The sequence below is a fragment of the Streptomyces beihaiensis genome, from assembly GCF_026274175.1.
GTDB lineage: Bacteria > Actinomycetota > Actinomycetes > Streptomycetales > Streptomycetaceae > Streptomyces > Streptomyces beihaiensis.
Genome location: NZ_JAPHNL010000035.1, coordinates 1 through 25,622, shown reverse-complemented (window position 1 = coordinate 25,622; position 25,622 = coordinate 1). Strand labels below are relative to the sequence as shown.

Here is a 25,622-nt window from a genome sequence, read left to right as displayed (position 1 = left end):
TCTAAGCCGGGCAGATCCCTAAAGTCAGCCCCCAAGGAGACCGAACCGTGAAGAGCGCCGTCGAGACCCTGAACCCGACCCGGGTTCGGCTCAGCATTGAGGTGCCCTTCGAGGAGCTCAAGGACAGCCTCGACGCGGCGTACAAGAAGATCAACCAGCAGGTCACGGTGAAGGGCTTCCGCAAGGGCAAGATCCCGGCCCGCATCATCGACCAGCGGTTCGGCCGCGGTGCCGTCCTGGAGGAGGCCGTCAACGACGCCCTCCCGAAGTTCTACACCGAAGCGGTCAACGAGGCGGAGCTCAACGTTCTGGGCCAGCCCGAGGTCGACATCACCGACCTGAAGGACGGCGAGACGCTGAACTTCACGGCCGAGGTCGACGTCCGCCCGACCATCGAGATCCCGGACTACTCCGGCATCGAGGTCGAGGTCGACGCCATCGAGGTCACCGACGAGGACGTCGACAAGGCGGTCGAGCAGCTGCGCGAGCGCTTCGCCTCCACCTCCCCGGTCGAGCGCGCCGCCGAGGACGGCGACGTCGTGACGATCGACCTGGAGGCCAAGGTAGACGGCGAGGTCCTCGAGGACGGCGTCGCCTCCGGCGTCTCGTACACCATCGGCTCCGGCGAGCTGCTCGACGGCATCGACGACGCCGTCAAGGGCCTTGAGGCCGGCGGCGAGGCCACCTTCACCTCGCAGCTCAAGGGCGGCTCGGCGGAGGGCAAGGACGCGGAGATCACCGTCAAGGTCAGCCAGGTCGCCAAGCGCGAACTGCCCGAGCTCGACGACGACTTCGCGCAGCTCGCCTCCGAGTTCGACACCCTGGACGAGCTCAAGGCCGACAGCCGTACGCGCCTGGAGACCTCGAAGCAGTACGACCAGGCCACGCAGGCCCAGGAGCGCGTCCTGGAGAAGCTGCTCGAACTGGTCGAGGTCCCCGTCCCCGAGAAGCTGCTCGAGGACGAGGTCCAGACCCGCAAGCACAACCTTGAGCACCACCAGCTCGGCCAGATGGGCCTCGACCTGGCGAAGTACCTGGAGATCCAGGGCAAGTCCGCCGAGGAGTTCGACGCCGAGACGCGCGAGCAGGCCGTCAAGGGCATCAAGACGCAGTTCGTCCTCGACGAGCTCGTCAACAAGGAGAAGCTGAACGTGAACCAGGAGGAGCTCACCGAGCACCTCATGCGTCGCGCCCAGTCCTCCGGCATGAGCCCCGACCAGTTCGCCCAGGCCGTCGTCGAGGGTGGCCAGGTGCCGATGCTGGTGGGCGAGGTCGCCCGCGGCAAGGCCCTCGCCGTGGTCGTCGAGGCCGCCACCGTCAAGGACACGAACGGTGAGGTCGTCGACCTGGAGGACGACGAGGAGGAGACGGAGGCCGCCACGGAGACGGCCGCCGCCGCCACCGAGTCCTCGGAGCCCTCCGACGAGGCGTAAGCAGCACGTCTGCCAGGCCCCCCGGACGCGCCCCGCAGCGCCCCGGGGGGCCTGTTTTTTCAGGGGCGCGGATCGTGTGCGGCCGTCGGCGCCCCGCGGCGGAGCCGCTGATCAACACCGCCCGCGTACCCGGGGGCATGCGCTCACAGCGAACAGTTCCATTCCCGGGATTCCCCGGGGGGACCCGCGCGTTAGGGTCCATGAATAGAGGGCGGGGTGCCGGGGGAGACCCGGCGGGCCCCGGCCCACGCTAGAGACGCGAGACGGCGCGCAGCCGTCAGAGACGAGCAGGTGGATACATGACGAATCTGATGCCTTCCGCCGCCGGCGAGCCGTCCATCGGTGGTGGCCTCGGCGACCATGTCTACAACCGGCTGCTCGGTGAGCGGATCATCTTCCTCGGCCAGCAGGTCGACGACGACATCGCGAACAAGATCACCGCGCAGATGCTCCTCCTCGCGGCCGACCCCGACAAGGACATCTACCTCTACATCAACAGCCCCGGCGGCTCGGTGACGGCCGGCATGGCGGTCTACGACACCATGCAGTACATCCCGAACGACGTGGTCACGATCGGCATGGGCATGGCGGCCTCGATGGGCCAGTTCCTGCTCACCGGCGGCACCGCGGGCAAGCGCTTCGCGCTCCCGCACACGGACATCCTGATGCACCAGGGCTCCGCCGGTATCGGCGGCACCGCGTCCGACGTCAAGATCCAGGCCGAGTACCTGCTGCGGACGAAGAAGCGCATGGCCGAGATCACGGCCCGCCACTCCGGTCAGACGGTCGAGGCGATCATCCGGGACGGCGACCGCGACCGCTGGTTCACCACGGAGGAGGCCAAGGAGTACGGCCTCATCGACGAGATCATCACTGCCGCTACGGGTGTTCCGGGCGGCGGCGGCACCGGCGCCTGATCAGCGGTCCGCGTGTCCCAGCGACCGCGGCCGGCGATCAGCCAGCCCCAGCTGCCAAGCCACAGCCTCCCTCACAAGGACGGGAACACCGCCATCATGAACAACTTCCCCGGCAGCGGCCTGTACACGGGCCCCCAGGTCGACAACCGTTACGTGGTGCCGACCTTCATCGAGCGCACCTCGCAGGGCGTGCGCGAGTACAACCCGTACTCGAAGCTCTTCGAGGAGCGCGTGATCTTCCTCGGTGTGCAGATCGACGACGCCTCGGCCAACGACGTCATGGCGCAGCTGCTGTGCCTGGAGTCGATGGACCCCGACCGTGACATCTCGGTCTACATCAACAGCCCCGGCGGCTCGTTCACGGCCCTCACGGCCATCTACGACACGATGCAGTTCGTGAAGCCGGACATCCAGACGGTCTGCATGGGGCAGGCGTCCTCGGCCGCCGCCGTGCTGCTGGCCGCGGGTACGCCGGGCAAGCGCATGGCGCTGCCCAACGCCCGCGTCCTGATCCACCAGCCCTCCGGCGGCACCGGCCGCGAGCAGCTCTCCGACCTGGAGATCGCGGCCAACGAGATCCTCCGCATGCGCACGCAGCTGGAGGAACTGCTGGCCAAGCACTCGTCGCAGCCGATCGAGAAGATCCGCGACGACATCGAGCGCGACAAGATCCTCACGGCCGAGGAGGCGCTCGAGTACGGCCTGATCGACCAGATCATCTCGACGCGCAAGATGAACAACACGGCCGTCGCCTGACCGACGAGACCGGACTCGGGGCTTCGCGGCCCCGAGGAGTATCGTCTGCCGTCCCTCGGCGCGGTCCACGGATCCACCGACCCCGCGGGTCCCCGGAGAAGTGAACCGCGCCAAGGGGGGCCCGAACGGGGGGCTCGGCAAGGTACCGTCAGATACAAGGCACCAGGAGTCGCTGGATCGAAAGGTCCAGTCGTCTCCCAGGCGAAGGGGAAGCACACCGTGGCACGTATCGGTGACGGCGGCGATCTGCTGAAGTGCTCGTTCTGCGGTAAGAGCCAGAAGCAGGTCAAGAAGCTCATCGCAGGCCCCGGTGTGTACATCTGCGACGAGTGCATCGACCTGTGCAACGAGATCATCGAGGAAGAGCTCGCCGAGACGAGCGAGGTGCGCTGGGAGGAGCTTCCCAAGCCCCGCGAGATCTACGAGTTCCTCGAGGGTTACGTCGTCGGTCAGGAAGCCGCCAAGAAGGCCCTCTCGGTAGCGGTCTACAACCACTACAAGCGCGTCCAGGCCGGAGAGAACGGCGGCGCGGCGGGCCGGGACGACGCGATCGAGCTCGCCAAGTCCAACATCCTCCTGCTCGGCCCCACGGGCTCGGGCAAGACGCTCCTCGCGCAGACCCTGGCCCGCATGCTGAACGTCCCGTTCGCCATCGCCGACGCCACGGCGCTGACGGAGGCCGGGTACGTCGGCGAGGACGTCGAGAACATCCTGCTCAAGCTGATCCAGGCCGCCGACTACGACGTCAAGAAGGCCGAGACCGGGATCATCTACATCGACGAGATCGACAAGGTCGCGAGGAAGAGTGAAAACCCCTCGATCACGCGTGACGTGTCGGGCGAGGGCGTCCAGCAGGCGCTGCTGAAGATCCTCGAGGGCACGACGGCCTCGGTCCCGCCGCAGGGCGGCCGCAAGCACCCGCACCAGGAGTTCATCCAGATCGACACGACGAACGTGCTGTTCATCGTGGGCGGCGCCTTCGCGGGCCTGGAGAAGATCATCGAGGCGCGGGCGGGCGCCAAGGGCATCGGCTTCGGCGCGACGATCCACTCCAAGCGGGAGCTGGAGGAGAAGGACCAGTTCCAGGAGGTCATGCCGGAGGACCTGGTGAAGTTCGGGATGATCCCGGAGTTCATCGGCCGCCTCCCCGTCATCACCTCGGTCCACAACCTCGACCGCGAGGCGCTCCTGCAGATCCTGGTCGAGCCGCGCAATGCGCTGGTCAAGCAGTACCAGCGCCTCTTCGAACTCGACGGCGTGGAACTCGACTTCGAGCGCGAGGCCCTGGAGGCCATCGCCGACCAGGCGATCCTGCGCCGCACCGGCGCGCGCGGCCTGCGCGCCATCATGGAGGAGGTCCTCCAGTCGGTGATGTACGAGGTCCCGTCCCGCAAGGACGTCGCCCGCGTCGTCATCACCGCCGACGCCGTCCACTCGAACGTGAACCCGACGCTGATCCCGCGGGATGCGCGGGGCAGTGGCGGGGGCGAGCAGAAGTCGGCGTGAACGCACGCCCGTTGACGTACGAGAGGGCCCTGGCCGGAGAAGTTCCGGCCGGGGCCCTCTCACGCGTGAGGCGCCGCGGCGTCACTCCTTGACGCGGACCTCCTTGCGGAGCTTGACCGCCAGCTGCGAGGCGGCCTTCAGATCGGGCTTCTTGCCTGCCATCAGGTCCGCCATCTCCATCGGCGCGACCATCCCGACCGTGCTGTGGTCACCCCAGATGCACACCGGCATGTAGAGCTTCTTGGGGCCCTGGGAGGAACTGGCGGAGGAGCCGGTGTTCTCGACCGACGCGGTCTGGCACTTCAGGACGTAGTCGCCGGTGGTGAAGTCGGTGGGGCTGCCCACGAGCGTCGTCTTCGTGTCGCCGTCGTCCTCGTTCTTCGCCGACTGGACGGCGGCCTTGGAGAACATGCCGTCCACGACCTTCTCCGGGTCGGCGATCTGCCCGTAGGCGCCCGAGAAGCTCAGCATCTTGCCCGCCAGGGGGTTCGACGTGTTCTTGACGGCGTAACTGGCGTTGACTTCCTTGCCGTTCTTCAGTCCGTCCTTCTCGGCCCGCTTCATGTCGTCGTCGTCGAGCCCGCTGGACGACGAGTCGGGGTCCTTCTGGTAGTTGCCCAGCACCGTCGCGGGCGTCGTCAGCTTGTGCTGCCCGTCGTCCGCCACGGACGAGCCACCGCCGTTGCCGCCGAACAGCGTGTACGCGCCCACAGCCGCGGCCGCCACGACCACGGCGACCACCGCGACGATGACGCCGGTCTTCTTCTTGCCGCCCTGCGGCGCGGGCGGCGCCGGCGGGTACTGGCCGCCGTAGGGGGCCTGCGGCTGCTGGCCGTACGGCCCGGGCTGCTGGGGCTGGCTGTAGCCGCCCGGCTGCTGCGGCTGGCCGTACGGGCCGGGCTGGGGAGGCTGGCCGTACGGGGCCTGCGGCGGCTGACCGTACGGGCCCGGCTGCTGCGGCGGGACGCCGGGAGGCGCCTGCTGCGGGTAGCCGTAGCCGGGCTGCGGAGCCGGCGGCTGCTGCGGCTGGCCGTAGGGGCCGGGCTGCTGCGGCTGCTGGCCGTACGGTCCGGGCTGGGGCTGCTGAGGCGGCTGGCCTCCGTACGGGCCCGGCTGATGGTGGCTCATTGCTGGGGTTCCCTCCCGATGCTTATGTGCTCCGAACATCCTGGCGTATGGCGGACACGCGCGGTCCCCCGGCTTCGGGTTCGGTTCGAACTTGGGACGAACCCTGGACGGCCGGGGCGTGACCTTCGAACACGCTGTGACGTAGGTGTCCGTGAGGGGCGATGGTCTCGCGTGGGGGCCTGCACGGATGTGGAGGTACGGTGGGGCGCCCCGTCGCGGCGCCCCGTCGCGGTGCCCGGGCCGTGCGCGGAATCGCGTTTCGAAGCAGTCCGGTGGCCCCACTAAACTGGGCCCGTGACCGAGAACTCTCAGCAGACTCCAGCGCCCACCACCGAACTGCCGACCCAGTACACGCCGGCCGAGGTAGAGGGGCCGCTGTACGAGCGCTGGGTGGACCAGGGTTACTTCACGGCTGACGTCAAGAGTGAGAAGGACCCGTACACGATCGTCATTCCGCCGCCGAACGTCACCGGCGCGCTGCACCTGGGCCACGCCTTCCAGGTCACGCTCATGGACGCCCTCACGCGCCGCAAGCGCATGCAGGGCTTCGAGACGCTGTGGCTGCCGGGCATGGACCACGCCGGCATCGCCACGCAGAACAAGGTGGAGCAGCAGCTGGCGGAGGAGGGCAAGTCCCGCCACGACATCGGCCGCGAGGCGTTCGTCGAGAAGACGTGGCAGTGGAAGGACGAGTACGGCGGCCGGATCCTCGGTCAGCTCAAGCGACTCGGCGCCGGTCTCGACTGGACACGTGAGCGGTTCACGATGGACGAGGGGCTGTCCCGTGCCGTCCAGAAGATCTTCAAGGATCTCTACGACGACGGGCTCATCTACCGCGCGGAGCGCATCATCAACTGGTGCCCGCGCTGTCTGACCGCCATCTCGGACATCGAGGTCGACTACCAGGACGACGACGGTGAGCTGGTCTCGCTGAAGTACGGCGACGGTGACGAGACCGTCGTGGTCGCCACCACCCGTGTGGAGACGATGCTCGGTGACACCGCCGTCGCCGTGCACCCCGACGACGAGCGGTACGCGCACCTCATCGGCAAGCGCATCAAGCTGCCGCTGACCAACCGGTCCATCCCGGTCGTCGCCGACACGCACGTCGACCCCGAGTTCGGGACGGGCGCCGTCAAGGTGACCCCGGCGCACGACCCGAACGACTTCGCGATCGGGCAGCGGCACGGCCTCGAGACCATGACGATCATGGATGAGCGCGGGGTCATCACCGTCCCCGGGCCGTTCGAGGGGCTCGACCGGTTCGAGGCGCGTTCCGCGATCGTCGCCGCGCTGCGCGAGCAGGGCCGTGTCGTCGCCGAGAAGCGGCCGTACGTCCACTCGGTCGGCCACTGCTCCCGCTGCAAGACCACCATCGAGCCGCGTCTGTCGCTGCAGTGGTGGGTCAGGGTGGAGACGCTGGCGAAGGCCGCCGGTGACGCCGTCCGTGACGGGCGCGTCGCGCTCCACCCCAAGGAGATGGAGAAGCGGTACTTCGACTGGGTCGACAACCTCAACGACTGGTGTATCTCACGGCAGTTGTGGTGGGGACACCGCATCCCCGTCTGGTACGGCCCGAACGGCGAGGTCGTGTGCGTCGGCCCCGACGAGCAGCCGCCCGGCACGGAGGCCGAGGGCTGGACGCAGGATGAGGACGTTCTCGACACCTGGTTCTCCTCCGGCCTGTGGCCGTTCTCCACGCTCGGCTGGCCCGAGGAGACGGAAGACCTCGCGAAGTTCTATCCGACCGACGTGCTGCTCACCGGGCACGACATCATCTTCTTCTGGGTCGTCCGGATGATGATGTTCGGGCTCTACGCGATGGACGGTGAGGTGCCGTTCAAGACGGTCGCGCTGACCGGTCTGGTCCGTGACGAGTTCGGCAAGAAGATGTCGAAGTCGAATCCCAACGCGGTCGACCCCATCGACTGGATGAACGAGTACGGCTCGGACGCCGTCCGCTTCACGCTGGCAGGCGGCGCCAACCCGGGCGCGGACGTGCCGATCGGCGAGGACTGGGTCAAGGCATCCCGCAACTTCGCCAACAAGATCTGGAACGCCACGCGCTTCGCGCTCATGAACGGCGCGACGATCGAGGGCCCGCTGCCGGACGCGTCGCAGCTGTCCGCGACCGACCGCTGGATCCTCTCCCGCCTCAACAAGACGGTCGCCGAGGTCGACGCCTTCTACGAGGACTACCAGTTCGCCAAACTGGCCGACGCGCTCTACCACTTCGCGTGGGACGAGGTCTTCGACTGGTACGTCGAGCTGTCCAAGACGACCTTCATGGCCGGCGGCGAGCAGGCCAAGGTCTCGGGCCGGGTCCTCGGTGAGGTCCTGGACGTCATGCTGCGCCTGCTCCACCCGGTCGTCCCGTTCGTCACGGAGGCGCTGTGGACGACGCTGACGGGCGGCGAGTCCGTGGTCGTCGCCGACTGGCCCGAGGACAGCGGTTTTCGCGACGAGGCCGCCGAGCGCGAGATCGCGACGGTCCAGCAGGTCGTCACCGAGGTCCGCCGCTTCAAGGGCGACCAGGGCCTCAAGCCGGGCCAGCGCGTCCCGGCCCGCCTCACCCTGGACGGCACGGCCCTGGCGGCGCACGAGCCCGCCATCCGTCAGTTGCTCAAGCTCCAGCCGGAGGGCGACGGCTTCACCGCCACCGCCACGCTGCCGGTCGCGGGCGCGGAGGTGGCGCTCGACCTGTCCGGCGCGATCGACGTGGCGGCCGAGCGCAAGCGGCTCGCCAAGGACCTGGCCGCCGCCGAGAAGGACAAGGCGCAGTCCGAGGGCAAGCTCGGCAACAAGGCGTTCCTCGGCAAGGCCCCGGACCACGTCGTCGAGAAGATCCGCACCCGCCTCGCCAAGGCGGACGAGGACATCGCCCGCATCCAGGCCCAGCTGGACCGCCTGCCGCCGGCCTGACCCGGGCCCCTCCCGCCCCCGGCACGCCGAAGGCCCCCGCGACCGTACGCATACGGCCGCGGGGGCCTTCGGCCTGTGGGGAGGGGCGCCCCGCGGAACGGGTCAGCCGGTGCGCAGACCGAGCCGGACCAGTTCCGCCTCGGCCAGCGCGTCGAGGGTGTCCGGGTCGCCCTCGCGCCAGCCCTCGGCGAGGCTGCCGGGCGTGCTGCCGGACAGGGCTTCGGCGGTGCGACCCACCTCGTCCAGCGGCCGCATCAGGGTGCGCAGCGCGAGCAGTTCACGCCCGTCCTCCGTCGCGGCGAGGTCCCGCGCCGCGACGGCCTGCCTCGACCAGCGCAGCCTGCGCGGCAGCCACACGACCAGCATCAGGCCGACCGGCACCGCGAACAGGACGAGCGCGGCGAGCCACGCGAGAACCTGGGCCGCGCCCTGGCCGCCCGGTGCCGCGTGCGCGATGCGGCCGCCCGCCCGCGCCATGTCGTGCAGCGGCCCGCTGTGCGGCCCCGGCCCGAGCAACGGCAGCCGGGGTCGGTGGACGGTCACGGCGTGCCGTGACGCCGACACGAGCGCCCGGTGTGCGGTGAGCGCGCCCCCGGCGCACAGGCCGGTCCACAGCAGGGCCGTGCCGTCGCCGACGAGCTGGCGGGTGCGGCGGCCGGGATGATGTGCGTACCACATGGCACCGATTGGACCGCCGGTCCCGCGCGCGCGGCCGGTCCCGCGCCGGATGGCCGAGCGGTTTACGGCAGATGGACGTACGGACCGCACGCCGCGGTGAGCGTGGCGTCCGGCCGACCGCGTACGGGAGCGCGCGCCCCGCTTCGCGGTCGCCTCGTACGCGGTGGCGGGCCCAGCGTCCCTGAAGGGGCACGGCGCTGTGCCGACATGCGCCTCCGCCGTGCGGGCGCGGGCGATCACACGTGTGGGCGCTCGGGCGGGGACAGCCATGCGTGTGAGGGCTTGGGCGGGGGCGATCACGCGCGTGGGCGCTTGGGCGCGGGCAACCATGCGTGTGGGCGCTTGGGCGCGGGCAAGCACGCGTGTGGGGGCTTGGGCGCGGGCAAGCACGCGTGTGGGTCGGACGCAGGCAGCCACGCGCGTGGACGCCGGCGGTGGCGCGATCCGGCGGGGGCGAAGGTCCCGAACCGGACGGGGCGATCGTCCCGACCCACCGCGGAGCGCCGCTGTCGGCGGCGCTCCGTAGACTGGCGTACGTGAGTGACCTCCCCAAGCGCGACAACGGCGACGACGACCTGCCCGACCCCTCCTCCGACGCCTTCGACGACATCGTCGGCGCCGAGACGGACCGCGACCCCGACCTCGCGGTGATCGAGGCGGGCAGTCGCACCCTGCGCACGCAGGCGGGTCCGCCCCAGGGTGACGGCGTTCCGGCCCGCCCGCAGGACCCCGAGGTGGAGAAGGCCCTGCGCGTGGTCGAGGCCGAGCTGGCCACCCGCTGGGGCGAGACGAAGCTGGAGCCGTCCGTCAGCCGCATCGCCGCCCTGATGGACGTGCTCGGCGAGCCGCAGCGCGCGTACCCGTCGATCCACATCACGGGGACGAACGGCAAGACGTCCACGGCCCGCATGATCGAGGCGCTACTCGGCGCCTTCGAGCTGCGCACCGGGCGGTACACGTCGCCGCACGTGCAGTCGATCACCGAGCGGATCAGCCTGGACGGCGCCCCGATCACCCACGAGCGGTTCGTGGAGACGTACGACGACATCAAGCCGTACGTCGAGATGGTCGACGCCCAGCAGGAGTACCGCCTGTCGTTCTTCGAGGTGCTCACCGGCATGGCGTACGCGGCGTTCGCCGACGCCCCGGTCGACGTCGCGGTCGTCGAGGTCGGCATGGGCGGCAGCTGGGACGCGACGAACGTCATCGACGCGTCGGTCGCCGTGATCACGCCGATCGACCTCGACCACACCGACCGGCTCGGCGAGACGCCCGGCGAGATCGCCGTTGAGAAGTCCGGGATCATCAAGAGCGGCGCCACCGTCATCATGGCTCAGCAGCCGGTCGACGCGGCGCAGGTGATCCTGAAGAAGGCCGTCGAGGTGGATGCCACGGTCGCGCGCGAGGGCCTTGAGTTCGGGGTCGTCGCGCGTCAGGTCGCCGTCGGCGGGCAGCTGGTGACGCTGCGCGGGCTCGGCGGCGAGTACGAGGAGGTCTTCCTGCCGCTGCACGGCGCCCACCAGGCGCACAACGCCGCGGTGGCGCTCGCGGCCGTCGAGGCGTTCTTCGGCATCGGCTCCCAGCACGCGCGCCCGCTCGACATCGACACCATCCGCCAGGCCCTCGCGTCCGTCACCTCGCCGGGCCGCCTGGAGGTCGTGCGCCGCTCGCCGACGGTCGTCCTGGACGCCGCGCACAACCCCGCGGGGGCCCGGGTCACCGCCGAGGCGATCGGCGAGGTCTTCGACTTCAGCCGGCTCATCGGGGTGGTCGGCGCGAGCGCGGACAAGAACGTACGGGGACTGCTCGAGGCATTCGAGCCGGTCTTCGCGGAGATCGTCGTCACGCAGAACTCCAGCCACCGGGCGATGGACGCGGACACGCTGGCCGCGCTCGCGGTGGAGGTGTTCGGTGAGGACCGGGTGCAGGTCGAGCCGCGGCTCGACGACGCGCTGGAGGCCGCGATCACCCTCGCCGAGGAGCAGGGGGAGTACGCGGGTGGGGGAGTGCTCGTCACCGGATCCGTGATCACGGTCGGTGAGGCCAGGCTGTTGCTCGGGAAGGGCTGATCGACTGTGCGTACGTTGTGTTCGTCGACGCTGATCGGCGAGTTCTTCATCATCGGCTTCGCGGGGCTCGTCGCCATGAAGGACGACAGTCTGTCGTCGTCGGCGGTGTGGACGGTCTGCGGCGTCGCGATGGCGCTGAGCGTGCTGCTGTGCGGCATGGTCACCCGGCCGGGCGGGGTGCAGCTCGGGTGGGCGCTTCAGATCGCCCTGATCATCAGCGGGTTCGTCGTGCCGCTGATGTTCTTCCTCGGGGCGTGCTTCGCCGCGCTGTGGTGGGCCTCGGTCCACTTCGGCCGGAAGGTCGACGAGGCGAAGGCCCGGTGGGCGGCGCAGGAGGCGCAGGCGCGGTGAGCGCCGCGTGCCGCGGACGCGCATCGTCGTCAGCGGCCGGTGGTTGACCGCGCCCGTGGCACGCGGGTCCTCCCCGCTGCCGCGGGGCGGGCGTCATGGTCCGGGTGCCGTGGTCCGAGGCGCGCCCGGTAGCCTCAGGGCGGACCCGTACATCCCTGGCCTGCAAGGAGCCGCACATCATGACCCAGCGCACGCTCGTCCTCCTGAAGCCGGACGCCGTCCGCCGCTCGTTGGTCGGTGAGATCGTCGGGCGGATCGAGCGCAAGGCGGGCTGGACGATCTCCGCGCTCGAACTGCGCCGGCTCGACCGGGCGACCCTGGAGCAGCACTACGCCGAGCACGTCGGCCGCCCGTTCTACGAACCGCTGGTCGAGTTCATGCTGTCCGGCCCGGTCGTCGCGCTGGTCGTCGAGGGCGAGCGGGTCATCGAGGGCGTACGCCAGCTGGCCGGGCCGACCGACCCGATCGCCGCGGCGCCGGGCTCGATCCGTGGTGACTACGGCGTGATCGTGCGCGAGAACCTGATCCACGCCTCCGACTCCGAGGAGTCCGCCGAGCGCGAGCTGAAGATCTTCTTCCCGGGCCTGGTCTGAGGCGGTACCGAGGCGGTTCTGCGGCGGTTCCGAGACGGCGCCGAGGCGGTTCCGAGACGGCCGGTGTCCGTACCGTGAGACGGCCGGACGGGACTTTCTGATGCTCTGTCAGGCATTGGCCGCCGGTGACCTGGAGCGGCCCGAAAATCCGGGCCGCTCCTTGGCATATGCGCCCCGATCGGGGGAACGCGACCCTCCGTCGGCACGTCCCCAATAGCGGGGCGGGGTTTCATCTGCTGACAATGGCGAAGACCCTCGCGCCGTGACTGTGCAGGCGAGACTACGATGGAAGCCTTCACGCCACACGCGTCCACCTCTCGCCTACCTGACAAGCAATCAAACGCTCCAGTGGGAAGGCCAGACGAATCCTGATGGGGAACTCAATGTCGTTCATCGGCCGTGACATGGCTGTCGACCTCGGGACCGCCAACACGCTGGTGTACGTCAGGGGACGAGGGATCGTACTCAACGAGCCGTCCGTGGTCGCGATCAACACCAACACCGGCGGCATCCTCGCCGTCGGTGCCGAAGCCAAGAAGATGATCGGCCGGACCCCGGGCAACATCGTGGCGGTGCGGCCCCTGAAGGACGGCGTGATCGCCGACTTCGAGATCACCGAGCGGATGCTCCGCTACTTCATCCTGAAGATCCACAAGCGGCGCTATCTGGCCCGGCCGCGCGTGGTGGTCTGCGTCCCCTCCGGCATCACCGGCGTCGAGCGCCGCGCGGTCATCGAGGCCTCCACGCAGGCCGGCGCCCGCCAGGTGCACATCATCGAGGAACCCATGGCGGCGGCGATCGGCTCGGCCCTGCCGGTCCACGAGGCCACCGGCAACATGGTGGTCGACATCGGTGGCGGCACCACCGAGGTCGCCGTCATCTCGCTCGGCGGAATCGTCACAGCACAGTCGATCCGCGTCGCGGGCGACGAGCTGGACAACGCGATCATCCAGCACATCAAGAAGGAGTACTCGCTCCTCCTCGGTGAGCGCACCGCCGAGCAGATCAAGATCACCATCGGCTCGGCGTACGACCTCGACTCCGACGAGCACACCGAGATCCGCGGTCGCGACCTCGTCTCCGGCCTCCCGAAGACCGTCGTCATCTCGGCCGCCGAGGTGCGCAAGGCCATCGAGGAGCCGGTCAACGCGATCGTCGACGCGGTCAAGACCACCCTCGACAAGTGCCCGCCCGAGCTCTCCGGCGACGTCATGGACCGCGGCATCGTGCTCACCGGCGGCGGCGCCCTGCTGCGCGGCCTCGACGAGCGGCTGCGCCGCGAGACCGGCATGCCGATCCACATCGCCGAGAACCCGCTGGACTCCGTGGCGCTCGGCTCCGGCAAGTGCGTCGAGGAGTTCGAGGCGCTCCAGCAGGTCCTGGACGCCCAGCCGCGCCGCTGATCCACAGCGGTGGGTCCGCCGTACGAGTGGGTGCCACTTCGTGCGGCGGATCGTTGATATAGAGGCAAGACACAACAAATCCTCCGAAGTACCGACGAAGTACCTGACGAAGTACCCACTTGAAGTACCCGATTGAGGAAGGCACGGCCGCCGCACGTGAGGGACACACGAGAGAGCCGGCTGCTCCTGGTGCTGCTGATCGCCATCGCGTTCGCACTGATCACGGTGGACATCCGCGGCGGGCAGGACTCACCGGTCCAGGGTGCCCGCCGCGCCGCCGCCACGGTCTTCGGCCCGGTGGAGAACGGAGTGTCCGGCGCGGTCGACCCCATCGGCAACGCCATAGGGGCGGTCCGCGACTCCGGCACGCGGCACGACCGGATAAGCCAACTGGAGCGTGAGAACGCGGCGTTGAAGGCCGAGCTCGGCAGCGACTCCCGCGACCGCAGCAAGCTCCGCCAGCTGAACAAGCTGCTCAAGACGGCGGGCGCGGGCCAGTACGGCATCAAAGGCGCCCAGGTCATCGCCATAGGGGCCGCCCAGGGCTTCTCCTGGACGGTCACCATCGACGCCGGGGCCAACGACGGCATCAAGCGCGACATGACCGTTCTGAACGGGGACGGGCTCGTCGGCCGCGTCACCACCGTCGGCCCGGACACGGCGACCGTGCTGCTCGCCAACGACCCGGACTTCACCGTCGGCACCCGCATGGAGAAGACCGACGAGCTCGGCTTCGCCACCGGGCAGGGCGACCGGCCGCTCCGCGTCCAGCTGCTCAACGGCAAGGCGAAGATCAAGAAGGGCGAGCGGCTCGTCACCTTCGGCTCGCAGGGCGACAAGCCGTTCGTGCCGGGAGTCCCGGTCGGCAAGGTCGTCCGCGTCGACCCGTCCGGCGGTGACCTCACCCGCACGGTCTACGTCCAGCCGTTCGTCGGCTTCACCAAACTCGACATCGTCGGCGTCGTCGTCAGCGCGCCCCGCAAGGACCCGCGCGACGAAGTGCTGCCGCACAAGCCCAAGCCGGCCCCCACCGTGACCGTCACCGCGACGCCTTCCGCCCCGGCCGACGGCAACGCGAACAACGCCGCCGCCGGCAACGGCCAGCAGTAGACAGGAGGAGCAAGAACCATGCGCTTCAACCGGATGCTGCTCTCCGCCGCGCTCGTCGTCGTCGCCCTGGTGGTTCAGGTCTGCGTGCTCGCCCGGCTGCAACTGCCCGGCGCCGTGCCGGACCTGATGCTGCTGACCGTGCTCGGCCTCGCCCTGGTCTACGGCCACGTCGGCGGCTGCCTCGTCGGCTTCGGCGCGGGCCTGCTCACCGACCTCGCCCCGCCCGCCGACCACGCCGCCGGACGCTACGCCCTGGTGCTCTGCGTCATCGGCTACCTCGCCGGACTCGCCAAGCCCGAGAAGGGCCAGCCGCGCACCGCCCTCGGGCCGATGCTCGTCGTGGTCGCCGCCGCCATCGGCACCACCCTGCTGTACGCGAGCGTGGGCGCGCTCGTCGGCGACACCGCCGCCCGCCACGTGGGGCTCGTCAGCCTGCTGTTCACCGCCGCCGTCTACGACCTGCTGCTCGCGCCGTTCGTGGTGCCCGGCGTGATGGCCCTCGCCAGACGCGCCGAGAACGACCCGCTCGCCGAGACCAACTCCTCCGGCGGCTCCGGCAGGACCACCACCGACGTGTCCGCCGGGTGGCTCTCCTCCGGCACCGGCCTGCGTCTGGGCGGCCGGCGCACCGTCCTGCGGACCAAGGCGGTCAAGGTCCGCGCCGCCCGCGCCGGGCGCATCAAGGGGGTCAAACGACTGTGACCGCCACCGCGCACAGGTTCAGCGTGTACACGTACCAGCCGTGCACGACGTACACGTACACACGCACGTACACGTACACGTTCTGAGAGGGGCAGCACGGCACCGTGTCCAATATCCCTGAGACCGGCAGGACGCCGCGCGTCAGGATCCGGCTGGTCATCCTCCAGGTCCTCGTCCTCTCCCTCCTGCTCACCCTCGGCGGCCGCCTGTGGTACCTGCAGATCCGCGAGGGCGACAAGTACCAGAAGGAGGCGTCCGGCAACCACGTCCAGCAGGTGGTCACGCCCGCCGTGCGCGGCTCGATCCTCGACGCCCGCGGGGTTCCGCTCGCCGACAACGAGACCCGCCTGGTCGTCTCCGCCTCGCGCACCGACCTGCTGAAGATGAAGGACGACGGCAAGGCCGTCCTGACCAAGGTCGCCCACCTCCTCGGCATGAAACCCGCCGACGTCATCCGGAAGGTCAGGCTCTGCGACGCCAAGACGCCGCAGCCCTGCTGGAACGGATCGCCCTACCAGCCCATCCCCATCACCGACGAGGCGACACCCAAGCAGGCTCTGCAGATCCGCGAGCGCGGCGAGGACTTCCCCGGCATCACCGCCGAACCCACCGCCGTGCGCCGCTACCCCGGCCCCGGCGGCTCCAACACCGCGCAGGTCCTCGGCTACCTCTCCCCGGTCACCGACGCGGAGATCCAGAAGGCCAAGGACACCGACTCGCCCTACCTCCGCTCCGACCAGGTCGGCCGCAGCGGCCTGGAGCGCGAGTACGACAAGGAACTGCGCGGCAAGGCGGGCGTCACCCGCTACGAGGTCGACAACCTCGGCCGTGTCATCGGCCGCGCCAAGAGCGACAAGGCCGAACCCGGATCCACCGTCGTGACGTCGATAGACGCACGCGTGCAGGCCGTCGCCGAACGCGAGCTGGACGACGCGATGAAGACGGCCCGTCAGACGTACGACAAGGTCACCGGCGAGAACTACAAGGCCGACTCCGGCGCCGTCGTCGTCATGGAGGCCAAGACCGGCCGCGTCATCGCCATGGCGTCCAACCCGACCTACGACCCCAACGCCTGGGTCGGCGGCATCTCCGCCAAGGAGTACGCCAGACTCACCGGCAAGAAGTCCAACTACCCGCTGCTCAACCGGGCCATCCAGGGCCAGTCGGCGCCCGGCTCGACCTTCAAGGTGGTCTCCTCGACCGCCGCGGTCAAAGCCGGTTTCCCGTTCGACGGCAAGTACCCCTGCACCAGCTCGTACGCGATCGGCAACCAGGTCTTCAAGAACTTCGAGTCGGAGAACTTCGGGCCGATCAACCTCGGCCGCGCCCTGGAGGTCTCCTGCGACACCGTCTTCTACGGCCTCGCCCACCGCGAGTGGAAGAAGCTCGGCGGCATCCACCCCAAGCCGGGCACCCAGGACCCGTTCTTCACCACCGCCCACGAGTTCGGTCTCGGCAAGGAGACCGGCATCGACCTGCCGGGCGAGGTCAGCGGCCGCATCCCCGACCGCACCTGGAAGAAGGACTTCTGGAAGGCCAACAAGGACTACTGGTGCAAGGTGGGCAAGAAGGACGGCACCTTCGTCCAGAAACTGTCCTGGGAGAACTGCCGCCAGGGCAACCTGATGCGCGCCGGTGACGAGGTCAACTACTCCATCGGCCAGGGCGACACCCTCGTCACGCCCATCCAGATGGCCGCCATCTACGCCGCCATCTCCAACGGCGGCACCCTGCACCAGCCCGAGATCGGCAAGGCCATCGTCAGCCCCGACGGCAAGAAGATCACCGAGATCCCGCCGAAGGTCAACGCCAAGCTCCCCATGTCCGCCAAGACCCGCGACCAGATAGACAAGGCACTGGCGGGAGTGGCGACCCGCGGCACCGCGGCCTGGCGCTTCGGCGGCTGGCCCCAGAAGCAGATCCCCATGCACGCCAAGACCGGTACGGCGGAGGTCCACGGCAAGCAGACGACGTCGTGGTTCGCGACGTACACCAAGGACTACACGATCGTGATGACGATCTCCCAGGGCGGTACGGGCTCCGGAGCCTCCGGCCCGGCCGTCCGCAAGATCTACAACGCGCTCTACGGCGTCCAGGCCGACGGCTCGATCGACAAGAAGAAGGCGATCCTGCCGCACCCGGAGACCAGCCTGCCGAAGATCCAGCCGGACGGCTCCATCGACGCGCCGACCGTCAAGCCGTACGACCCGAACCAGAACGACCAGCAGCCCGAGCAGAACGTGGCGGCCGGGCCGCCCGCCGTCACCACCGACCGGAAGGACTGACCCGCCGTGGCAGGCACCAACGGCTTCTCCGTCTCCGGTTACGGGCCGCAGCGCTCCACCATGACGCGGCTCATGGCCCGCGACTCGACGGCGCGCAGGCTCGACTGGCCGATGCTCCTGGCGTCGCTCGCGCTGACGCTGATCGGCGCGGCCCTGGTCTTCTCCGCGACCCGCAACCGCAACGAGATCAACCACGGCGACCAGTACTACTTCCTGTTCCGGCATCTGCTCAACGCCGGCATCGGGATCGGCCTGATGATCGCCACGATCTGGCTCGGTCACCGCACCCTGCGCACGGCCGTACCGATCCTCTACGGCCTCTCCGTCTTCCTCATCCTGGTCGTGCTCACCCCGCTGGGCGCCACCGTCAACGGAGCGCACTCCTGGATCATCATCGGCGGCGGCTTCTCCGTCCAGCCCTCCGAGTTCGTCAAGATCACCATCATCCTCGGCATGGCGATGCTGCTCGCCGCCCGCGTCGACGCGGGCGACAGCGAACACCCCGACCACCGCACGGTGCTCCAGGCGCTCGGCCTCGCCGCGGTGCCGATGGCGATCACCCTGCTCATGCCGGACCTCGGCTCCGTGATGGTCATGGTGATGCTGGTGCTCGGCGCCCTGCTCGCCTCCGGCGCCTCCAACCGGTGGATCCTCGGACTCATCGCGGCCGGTGCGGCGGGAGCGGTGGCGGTGTGGAAGCTCGGCATGCTCGACCAGTACCAGATCGCGCGGTTCGCGGCGTTCGCCAACCCGGCGCTCGACCCGTCCGGCGTCGGCTACAACACCACCCAGGCCCGCATCGCCATCGGCTCCGGCGGACTCACCGGCGCCGGCCTGTTCCACGGCTCGCAGACCACGGGCCAGTTCGTACCGGAACAGCAGACCGACTTCGTCTTCACCGTCGCCGGTGAGGAACTGGGCTTCGTGGGCGCGGGCGCCATCATCCTGCTGCTCGGCGTCGTGCTCTGGCGAGCCTGCAAGATCGCCCGCGAGACCTCCGAGCTGTACGGGACGATCGTCGCCGCCGGGATCATCGCCTGGTTCTCCTTCCAGGCGTTCGAGAACATCGGCATGACGCTCGGCATCATGCCGGTCACCGGCCTTCCGCTGCCGTTCGTCTCCTACGGCGGCTCCTCGATGTTCGCCGAGTGGATCGCCATAGGGCTGCTCCAGTCGATCAAGGTGCAACGCCCGGTGTCGGCGTAGCGGGACGCCGCGACCGGCCCTCTACCGGGGCGGACGCTCGCCGACTAGATTCGATTCATGGCGGCCACGACACAGGTGCAGCGCGAGATCGAGCGGAAGTACGACGTCCCCGGCAGTCCCTTCCACCTGCCGGACCTGCGCCGCGTCCCCGGCGTCGCCGACGTCGACGACCAGGGTGTGACCGAACTCGACGCCGTCTACTACGACACCCCCGACCACCGCCTCGCCGCCGACCGCATCACCCTGCGCCGCCGCACCGGAGGCGCCGACGAGGGCTGGCACCTCAAGCTGCCCGTCGCCACGGTCCGCGACGCGAGGGACGAGGTGCGTCAGCCGCCGGCCCCCGACGTGCCGCGCGCCCTCGCCGGACTCGTACGCTCCCGGGTGCGCGCCGCCGACCTCGTCCCGGTCGTCCGCCTGCGCTCCTCGCGCGACCTCCACCGCCTGCTCGGCCCGGACGGGGCGCCGCTCGCCGAGGTGTGCGTCGACACCGTCCGCGCCGAGCGCGCCGACGGGAAGCGCGCCGCCGCATGGACCGAGGTCGAGGTCGAACTGGCCGACGGCGGCGACCCGGCGCTGCTCGACAAGGTCGGCGAGCGGCTGTGCGGGGCGGGCGCCGAGCCGTCCGACGCGGCCTCGAAACTCGCGCGTGCGCTGGAGCGGACCGGGGCCCGTACGACCGGCACGGACACGTCAGCCTCCCCGGCGGAGCCCGGCACCGCCGCCGCCCACGTCCTGGCCCGGCTGCGCGCCCAGCGGGACGCCCTGGTCGCCCTCGACCCGGCCGTCCGTCGCGACCTGCCGGACGCCGTGCACCAGATGCGCGTGGCCACCCGGCGGACGCGCAGCGCGTTCCGCACGTACCGCAAGATCCTCGACCCGGCCGTCACCGGGCCGCTCGGCGACGAGCTGAAGTGGCTCGCGGCGGAGCTGGGCGTCGACCGGGACCGTGAGGTGCTCACCGAGCGCATCACCGGCCGCATCGACGCGCTGCCCCGCCCCTTGCTCGTCGGCCCCGTGCGCGGACGCCTGCGCACCTGGGAGGCGGCCCGGCGCCGCGGTTCGCGCGGCCACCTCGTCGCCGTGCTCGACGGCACGCGCTACCTGGCCCTTCTGGACGGCCTGGACGCGCTCCTCGCCGACCCGCCGCTGCGCGGCAAGGCCGCCCGCCGCCCCGCCGCGGGAGCCCTCACCAAGGCGGCGCTGAAGGACCACGCCCGCCTCGCCGAGCGGGTCGAGCACGCCCTGTCGCTGCCGCCCGGCCACGACCGCGACCTCGCGCTGCACGAGGCCCGCAAGGCGGCCAAGCGCGCCCGGTACGCGGGAGAGACGGCGATCCCCGCGCTCGGGAAACCGGCGAAACGATTCGTCCGCCGGATGAAGGACGTCCAGTCGCTCCTCGGTGACCACCAGGACTCCGTGGTCTCCCGCGCGGCCCTGCGCGACCTCGCGGGCCAGGCCCACGCGGCGGGCGAGTCCGCGTTCACGTGGGGCCTGCTGTACGGCGAGGAACGGGCGGCCGCGGCGGACGACGAGCGGCGGCTGCCGAAGGTGTGGGACCGTGCGGCGCGAGCACGGCTGTCCGCGTAGACGCTCGGCACAGAGGCCGAGGTCCCGTCCGGTCGGCCGGGGCCGAACGGCGGGTTAGGCTTGAGGGTCACCCCTGTCAGCTCACGAAGGTCCACGGTTATGCCTGCCGAAGCCGCCGCCGCGGCGCCCGATGCCGTCGAGTCCGTGTTCCCGCGGCTCGAAGCGCTGCTCCCGCATGTGCAGAAGCCGATCCAGTACGTCGGCGGAGAGCTCAACTCCACGGTCAAGGACTGGGAGTCCTGCGACGTCCGCTGGGCGCTCATGTACCCGGACGCGTACGAGGTCGGTCTGCCCAACCAGGGCGTCATGATCCTCTACGAGGTCCTCAACGAGCGCGAGGGAGTCCTCGCCGAGCGCACGTACAGCGTGTGGCCCGACCTCGAAGCGCTGATGCGCGAGCACAAGGTCCCGCAGTTCACGGTCGACAGCCACCGCCCGGTGAAGGCGTTCGACGTCTTCGGCCTCAGCTTCTCCACCGAGCTGGGCTACACGAACATGCTGACCGCGCTCGACCTGGCCGGCATCCCGCTGGAGTCGAGGAACCGGACCGTCGACGACCCGATCGTCCTCGCGGGCGGCCACGCCGCGTTCAACCCGGAGCCCATCGCCGACTTCATCGACGCGGCGATCATCGGCGACGGCGAACAGGCCGTGCTCGACATGACCGAGATCATCCGCGCGTGGAAGGCCGAGGGCCGGCCCGGCGGCCGCGAGGAGGTCCTCTTCCGCCTCGCGAGGACCGGCAGCGTCTACGTCCCGGCCTTCTACGACGTCGAGTACCTGCCCGACGGCCGCATCGGCCGCGTCGTGCCGAACAGGAGCGGCGTGCCGTGGCGCGTGTCCAAGCACACGGTCATGGACCTGGACGAGTGGCCGTACCCGAAGCAGCCGCTGGTCCCGCTCGCGGAGACGGTCCACGAGCGGATGTCGGTGGAGATCTTCCGCGGCTGCACGCGCGGCTGCCGCTTCTGCCAGGCGGGCATGATCACCCGCCCGGTGCGCGAACGCTCGATCACCGGCATCGGCGAGATGGTCGACAAGGGCCTGAAGGCGACCGGCTTCGAGGAGGTGGGCCTCCTCTCGCTCTCCTCGGCGGACCACTCCGAGATCGGCGACATCGCCAAGGGCCTCGCGGACCGCTACGAGGAGGACAAGATCGGCCTGTCCCTCCCCTCCACCCGCGTGGACGCCTTCAACGTCGACCTGGCCAACGAACTGACCCGCAACGGCCGCCGCTCGGGCCTCACCTTCGCCCCCGAGGGCGGCAGCGAGCGCATGCGCAAGGTCATCAACAAGATGGTCAGCGAAGAGGACCTGATCCGCACGGTCGCGACGGCGTACGGCAACGGCTGGCGCCAGGTGAAGCTGTACTTCATGTGCGGCCTGCCGACCGAGACCGACGACGACGTCCTGCAGATCGCCGACATGGCGATGAACGTGATCCAGAAGGGTCGCGAGGTCTCCGGCTCCAACGACATCCGCTGCACGGTCTCCATCGGCGGCTTCGTCCCCAAGCCGCACACCCCCTTCCAGTGGGCCCCGCAGCTCTCGGCCGAGGAGACGGACGCCCGCCTGGAGAAGCTCCGCGACAAGATCCGCGGCGACAAGAAGTACGGCCGCTCCATCGGCTTCCGCTACCACGACGGCAAGCCCGGCATCGTCGAGGGCCTGCTCTCCCGCGGCGACCGCCGCATCGGCGACGTCATCCGCGCCGTCTACGAGGACGGCGGCCGCTTCGACGGCTGGCGCGAGTACTTCTCGTACGACCGCTGGATGGCCTGCGCCGACAAGGCGCTCGCCAAGTACGGCGTGGACGTCGACTGGTACACCACGCGCGAGCGCACCTACGAGGAGGTCCTGCCCTGGGACCACCTGGACTCGGGCCTCGACAAGGACTGGCTCTGGGAGGACTGGCAGGACTCGCTCGACGAGACCGAGGTCGAGGACTGCCGCTGGACCCCGTGCTTCGACTGCGGCGTCTGCCCGGCCATGGACACGACCATCCAGATCGGCCCGACGGGCAAGAAGCTGCTGCCGCTGACGGTCGTCGACAAGTAGCCCGCCGCGCCGCACGACCATCGGCCGACCGGTTGACCGGCCGGCCGATGGGCGCGCTCAGTGCAGGCAGAGGCAGAACGGGTGGCCCGCCGGGTCCGCGTAGACGCGCCAGTTCGCGTCCTCGCGCAACTGGTCGGTGCGCTCAAGGACGGTCGCGCCGAGCTCAAGGACGCGCTTCTCGTCCGCCTCGATGTCGTCGACGTCGAAGTCCAGGTGCGCCTGCTGGGGCCCCTCCTGGTCCGGCCAGCGCGGGGGGCGGTAGCCCTCGGCACGCTGGAAGGCGAGCGGGGTGCCGTCGAACCCGTGCACCTCCACCCAGTCCAGGTCGCCCTCGTCCTTCACCACGCGCCCGCCGAGCAACTCCGCGTAGAACTCCGCGAGTCGTACCGGGTCCGGACAGTCGAACGCGATCGCCTGCAGCTTGCGGATCATGTGAGACTCCTCATCGTTTCCTCGTTCCGTTCCCGTGCCGTGTCCGCGAGTCCGCGCAGTCCTCGCTCACCCGTCCCGGGCGCTACTTGCTCGCCGCGAACCTCATCAGGGCCCGCTCGTCACCCTGCTTGATCTTCCCGGTCTCGTTGATGACCTGAAGCTTCCAGTCGCCCCCGCGGCGGACCGCCTTGGCGACCGCGCAGCCGTTGTCCGCCGTCATCAGGGAGGGCCAGATGTCGGCGACCTGCTGGCTGCTGCCGCCCGTCGCGTCGTACACCTTGAAGCTGATGTTGCGGGCCTTCTGGAAGGAGCTCCCCCTCTTGTAGGCGGCCGCCACGAACACGATCTCCGTGATGTTCTGCGGGATGCGCGCGAACTCCACCGTCACCGTCTCGTCGTCGCCGTCGCCCTTGCCGGTCTGGTTGTCGCCGCTGTGCACCAGGGAGCCGTTGCCCATCGGGTCCAGCGAGTCGAGACCCGCGAGACGGACCGGGTCGCCGTTCTGCATGGCGATGGCGATGAGGTCCAGATCCGTGCCCTGCTTGCGGCGCAGCGCGCCGAGCACGCCGCCGCTGCTGCCCGCGGTGGGGTCCCAGGAGACCCCGATGCACATGTGTGTCACCCCGTCGAGGTCCGCCGGGCCGTCTTCCTTCGTGAGCGTGATCATGTGTGCTCCTCCCCCTTGATCGGCTTTGCTTTCCCATGAACATACGGGGTGAGAGGGCATCCGCGGCAGACCGGGGGAGGACCGGGCCGTGAGGCCGCCGGGAACCGCGCGGCGCGCCGGGACGTACTCTAGGAAGCAGTACGACCGCTCTCACGAAGGACCAGAACACTGGGCAAGCGACAGCCCGTAGGCCCGCCGCCCGCACCTGCGGTGCAGCGCATCCGACTGCGCTACACCAAGCGCGGCCGCCTCCGGTTCACCAGCCACCGTGACTTCCAGCGCGCCTTCGAGCGTGCGCTGCGCCGTGCCGAGGTGCCCATGGCGTACTCGGCGGGGTTCACCCCGCACCCCAAGGTGTCGTACGCCAATGCCGCACCCACCGGCACGGGCAGTGAGGCCGAGTACCTGGAGATCGCGCTCACCGCGCCGCGCGACCCGCGGAAACTGAGGGAACTGCTCGACACGTCGCTGCCTGCGGGCCTCGATATCGTCGATGCCGTCGAGGCCCGCACCCCGGCCCTCGCCGAGCGGCTCACCGCCTCCGTGTGGGAGCTGCGGCTCGACGGGGTGGACGTGGCCGAGGCCGCGCGGGCCGCCGACGCGTTCCGCGCGGCCGAGACCGTCGAGGTCCAGCGCAGGACGAAGAACGGCATGCGTACGTTCGACGCCCGCGCGGCCGTCGCCGGTCTTGAGGCCGTGGCCGCCACGGAACCCATGACCACGGCGGACGCCGCGGCTGATAGGCCCGGTGACGGGGCCTGTGCGATACTGCGCCTGGTTGTTCGGCACGTGACGCCCGCCGTTCGACCCGACGACGTCCTGTCCGGTCTCAGCGCCGTGGCCGACCTGGCGCCGCCGGTCCCCGCAGCGGTGACCAGGCTGGCGCAGGGGCTGTTCGATGAAGAGACCGGCACGGTGACCGACCCGCTCGCGCCCGACCGCGAGGCTGCCCGGGCCGCCCCACAAACGGAGGCCCGGGACTCTGCCGCCGCGGCGGTGCCCGCCGTGGAAGGTTCCGCGTAAGGACGGTCGTCGTAGCGCCGCCCTCGTACTCGGGAGCCACCTGGGTCGGGCAGCGCACCCACCCAAGGACTTTCGCCAGGCCGTACGTACATCGCGTACCGGAACCGGCGAGAACAGACAGAGAGCCCCCGTGCGGCGCCCGCGCCCCGGACCGGCGGCCAGCGCTACGTGACATCGAGCGCGAGCCGCGGACGTCACCGGTCACGGATCAGGCGCGGCGCCCGGGGGCCTGACGGGAGATCCACCCGCATGCCCGAGCCGATCGAACCGAACACGCCCACCGCTGTTCCCGTGGGCGACACCCCCAGCGACACCCTGCCGCCGCGCCGTCGGCGCCGTGCCGCCTCCCGCCCGGCCGGATCACCGGCGAGCCGGGCCGCTGTCGCCATACCGGCTGGTGCCGAGGGCGCCGAAGCCGTGGACCCGGTGGACCCGGTGTCCGACCCCGTCGAGGAGACGGCCGCCGCCGCTGCCGCGGAGCCGGCCGCCGCCGCCCGGCCGCGCCGCCGCGCCACGCGCCGCGCCTCCGCGCCCGCCGGTGCGCCCGCGCCGGCCGAGACGGAGGCCGAGGAGCCTGTGGCCGAGACCGCCGAGACCGCCGAGACCGCCGAGACCGCCGAGACCGCCGAGACCGCCGAGACCGAGGAGGCCGCGCCGCGTCGTGCGCGTCGTCGTGCCACGCGCACGGTGTCCGCTCCGGCCGCCGCCGAGCCGGTCGCCGAGGAGACCGAGACGGAGGCCGAGGAGCCCGTGGCCGAGGTGGCCGACGACGCCGCCCCGCCGCGGCGGCGCC

The 25,622-nt window shown here is 70.3% G+C and carries 20 protein-coding genes and 1 pseudogene; 17 read left to right on the top strand and 4 right to left on the bottom strand.

Going from position 1 to position 25,622, the window contains the following annotated elements; translation table 11 throughout:
* Window positions 1-47: 47 nt before the first annotated feature.
* The 4 genes from tig (at window position 48) to clpX (ending at window position 4,612) form a co-directional block, all read left to right on the top strand.
* On the top strand, window positions 48-1,433 hold the full coding sequence (gene tig / locus OFY01_RS05005) for a trigger factor (RefSeq protein ID WP_266596669.1): 1,386 nt from the start codon (window positions 48-50) through the stop codon (window positions 1,431-1,433).
* Window positions 1,434-1,732: 299 nt separating this feature from the next.
* A complete protein-coding gene (locus OFY01_RS05000; RefSeq protein ID WP_266596668.1) occupies window positions 1,733-2,350 on the top strand; it encodes an ATP-dependent Clp protease proteolytic subunit in 618 nt (205 codons plus the stop codon).
* 96 nt (window positions 2,351-2,446) lie between these two features.
* Window positions 2,447-3,106, top strand: coding sequence for an ATP-dependent Clp protease proteolytic subunit (locus OFY01_RS04995; protein ID WP_266596666.1), 660 nt, complete (start codon window positions 2,447-2,449; stop codon window positions 3,104-3,106).
* A 219-nt stretch (window positions 3,107-3,325) separates the two neighbouring features.
* Window positions 3,326-4,612 (top strand): ATP-dependent Clp protease ATP-binding subunit ClpX, encoded by a 1,287-nt coding sequence (gene clpX, locus OFY01_RS04990; protein ID WP_266596664.1) that lies wholly within the window; start codon window positions 3,326-3,328, stop codon window positions 4,610-4,612.
* A gap of 81 nt (window positions 4,613-4,693) precedes the next feature.
* Here clpX and OFY01_RS04985 read toward each other — a convergent pair whose 3' ends face one another.
* Complete coding sequence (locus OFY01_RS04985; RefSeq protein WP_266596662.1) at window positions 4,694-5,740, bottom strand: hypothetical protein; 1,047 nt, start codon at window positions 5,738-5,740, stop codon at window positions 4,694-4,696.
* A 294-nt stretch (window positions 5,741-6,034) separates the two neighbouring features.
* Here OFY01_RS04985 and OFY01_RS04980 point away from each other — a divergent pair, with 294 nt between their 5' ends.
* Window positions 6,035-8,662: a valine--tRNA ligase gene (locus OFY01_RS04980; RefSeq protein ID WP_266596660.1), complete on the top strand. Its 2,628-nt coding sequence runs from the start codon at window positions 6,035-6,037 to the stop codon at window positions 8,660-8,662.
* A gap of 102 nt (window positions 8,663-8,764) precedes the next feature.
* Here OFY01_RS04980 and OFY01_RS04975 read toward each other — a convergent pair whose 3' ends face one another.
* Entirely contained in the window at window positions 8,765-9,340 is a 576-nt protein-coding gene (locus OFY01_RS04975; protein ID WP_266596658.1) for a hypothetical protein, read from the bottom strand.
* Between the two features lie 536 nt (window positions 9,341-9,876).
* Here OFY01_RS04975 and folC point away from each other — a divergent pair.
* The 10 genes from folC (at window position 9,877) to OFY01_RS04925 (ending at window position 22,707) form a co-directional block, all read left to right on the top strand.
* Entirely contained in the window at window positions 9,877-11,409 is a 1,533-nt protein-coding gene (gene folC, locus OFY01_RS04970) for a bifunctional tetrahydrofolate synthase/dihydrofolate synthase (RefSeq protein ID WP_266596656.1), read from the top strand.
* Between the two features lie 6 nt (window positions 11,410-11,415).
* Window positions 11,416-11,760, top strand: coding sequence for a DUF4233 domain-containing protein (locus tag OFY01_RS04965; RefSeq protein WP_266596654.1), 345 nt, complete (start codon window positions 11,416-11,418; stop codon window positions 11,758-11,760).
* Between the two features lie 179 nt (window positions 11,761-11,939).
* Window positions 11,940-12,353 carry a nucleoside-diphosphate kinase gene (ndk, locus tag OFY01_RS04960; protein WP_266596652.1) on the top strand — a complete coding sequence of 138 codons (414 nt, stop codon included), beginning with the start codon at window positions 11,940-11,942 and terminating at the stop codon, window positions 12,351-12,353.
* A 383-nt stretch (window positions 12,354-12,736) separates the two neighbouring features.
* Complete coding sequence (locus OFY01_RS04955) at window positions 12,737-13,756, top strand: rod shape-determining protein (RefSeq protein WP_266596650.1); 1,020 nt, start codon at window positions 12,737-12,739, stop codon at window positions 13,754-13,756.
* Between the two features lie 156 nt (window positions 13,757-13,912).
* On the top strand, window positions 13,913-14,866 hold the full coding sequence (gene mreC, locus OFY01_RS04950; protein ID WP_266596648.1) for a rod shape-determining protein MreC: 954 nt from the start codon (window positions 13,913-13,915) through the stop codon (window positions 14,864-14,866).
* Between the two features lie 18 nt (window positions 14,867-14,884).
* A complete protein-coding gene (gene mreD / locus OFY01_RS04945; RefSeq protein ID WP_266596646.1) occupies window positions 14,885-15,568 on the top strand; it encodes a rod shape-determining protein MreD in 684 nt (227 codons plus the stop codon).
* 104 nt (window positions 15,569-15,672) lie between these two features.
* On the top strand, window positions 15,673-17,853 hold the full coding sequence (gene mrdA / locus OFY01_RS04940; RefSeq protein ID WP_266596644.1) for a penicillin-binding protein 2: 2,181 nt from the start codon (window positions 15,673-15,675) through the stop codon (window positions 17,851-17,853).
* Between the two features lie 6 nt (window positions 17,854-17,859).
* Window positions 17,860-19,059, top strand: a complete 1,200-nt coding sequence (gene rodA, locus OFY01_RS04935) for a rod shape-determining protein RodA (RefSeq protein ID WP_266596642.1) — start codon at window positions 17,860-17,862, stop codon at window positions 19,057-19,059.
* Between the two features lie 57 nt (window positions 19,060-19,116).
* On the top strand, window positions 19,117-20,649 hold the full coding sequence (locus OFY01_RS04930; protein WP_266596640.1) for a CYTH and CHAD domain-containing protein: 1,533 nt from the start codon (window positions 19,117-19,119) through the stop codon (window positions 20,647-20,649).
* A 99-nt stretch (window positions 20,650-20,748) separates the two neighbouring features.
* Window positions 20,749-22,707, top strand: a complete 1,959-nt coding sequence (locus OFY01_RS04925) for a TIGR03960 family B12-binding radical SAM protein (RefSeq protein ID WP_266596638.1) — start codon at window positions 20,749-20,751, stop codon at window positions 22,705-22,707.
* Between the two features lie 57 nt (window positions 22,708-22,764).
* On the opposite strand, the gene OFY01_RS04920 is transcribed toward OFY01_RS04925, so the two are convergent.
* Together OFY01_RS04920 and OFY01_RS04915 are read right to left on the bottom strand one after the other, a co-directional pair.
* A complete protein-coding gene (locus OFY01_RS04920; RefSeq protein WP_266596636.1) occupies window positions 22,765-23,139 on the bottom strand; it encodes a VOC family protein in 375 nt (124 codons plus the stop codon).
* An 82-nt stretch (window positions 23,140-23,221) separates the two neighbouring features.
* Window positions 23,222-23,806 carry a TerD family protein gene (locus OFY01_RS04915; protein WP_266596634.1) on the bottom strand — a complete coding sequence of 195 codons (585 nt, stop codon included), beginning with the start codon at window positions 23,804-23,806 and terminating at the stop codon, window positions 23,222-23,224.
* Window positions 23,807-24,016: 210 nt separating this feature from the next.
* Here OFY01_RS04915 and OFY01_RS04910 point away from each other — a divergent pair, with 210 nt between their 5' ends.
* Window positions 24,017-24,829, top strand: a complete 813-nt coding sequence (locus OFY01_RS04910; protein WP_266596632.1) for a TIGR03936 family radical SAM-associated protein — start codon at window positions 24,017-24,019, stop codon at window positions 24,827-24,829.
* A 249-nt stretch (window positions 24,830-25,078) separates the two neighbouring features.
* Window positions 25,079-25,622: pseudogene (locus OFY01_RS04905) on the top strand (Rne/Rng family ribonuclease); the annotation flags it as partial.

What these genes read in the sequence shown, in the direction of transcription:
- OFY01_RS05000 (WP_266596668.1), top strand. Translation starts at nt 1,733, where the DNA reads ATGACGAATCTGATGCCTTCCGCCGCCGGCGAGCCGTCCATCGGTGGT.
- OFY01_RS04915 (WP_266596634.1), bottom strand. Translation starts at nt 23,806, where the DNA reads ATGATCACGCTCACGAAGGAAGACGGCCCGGCGGACCTCGACGGGGTG.
- mreD (WP_266596646.1), top strand. Translation starts at nt 14,885, where the DNA reads ATGCGCTTCAACCGGATGCTGCTCTCCGCCGCGCTCGTCGTCGTCGCC.
- OFY01_RS04985 (WP_266596662.1), bottom strand. Translation starts at nt 5,740, where the DNA reads ATGAGCCACCATCAGCCGGGCCCGTACGGAGGCCAGCCGCCTCAGCAG.
- ndk (WP_266596652.1), top strand. Translation starts at nt 11,940, where the DNA reads ATGACCCAGCGCACGCTCGTCCTCCTGAAGCCGGACGCCGTCCGCCGC.
- OFY01_RS04975 (WP_266596658.1), bottom strand. Translation starts at nt 9,340, where the DNA reads ATGTGGTACGCACATCATCCCGGCCGCCGCACCCGCCAGCTCGTCGGC.
- OFY01_RS04995 (WP_266596666.1), top strand. Translation starts at nt 2,447, where the DNA reads ATGAACAACTTCCCCGGCAGCGGCCTGTACACGGGCCCCCAGGTCGAC.
- OFY01_RS04925 (WP_266596638.1), top strand. Translation starts at nt 20,749, where the DNA reads ATGCCTGCCGAAGCCGCCGCCGCGGCGCCCGATGCCGTCGAGTCCGTG.
- OFY01_RS04930 (WP_266596640.1), top strand. Translation starts at nt 19,117, where the DNA reads ATGGCGGCCACGACACAGGTGCAGCGCGAGATCGAGCGGAAGTACGAC.
- OFY01_RS04955 (WP_266596650.1), top strand. Translation starts at nt 12,737, where the DNA reads ATGTCGTTCATCGGCCGTGACATGGCTGTCGACCTCGGGACCGCCAAC.
- OFY01_RS04920 (WP_266596636.1), bottom strand. Translation starts at nt 23,139, where the DNA reads ATGATCCGCAAGCTGCAGGCGATCGCGTTCGACTGTCCGGACCCGGTA.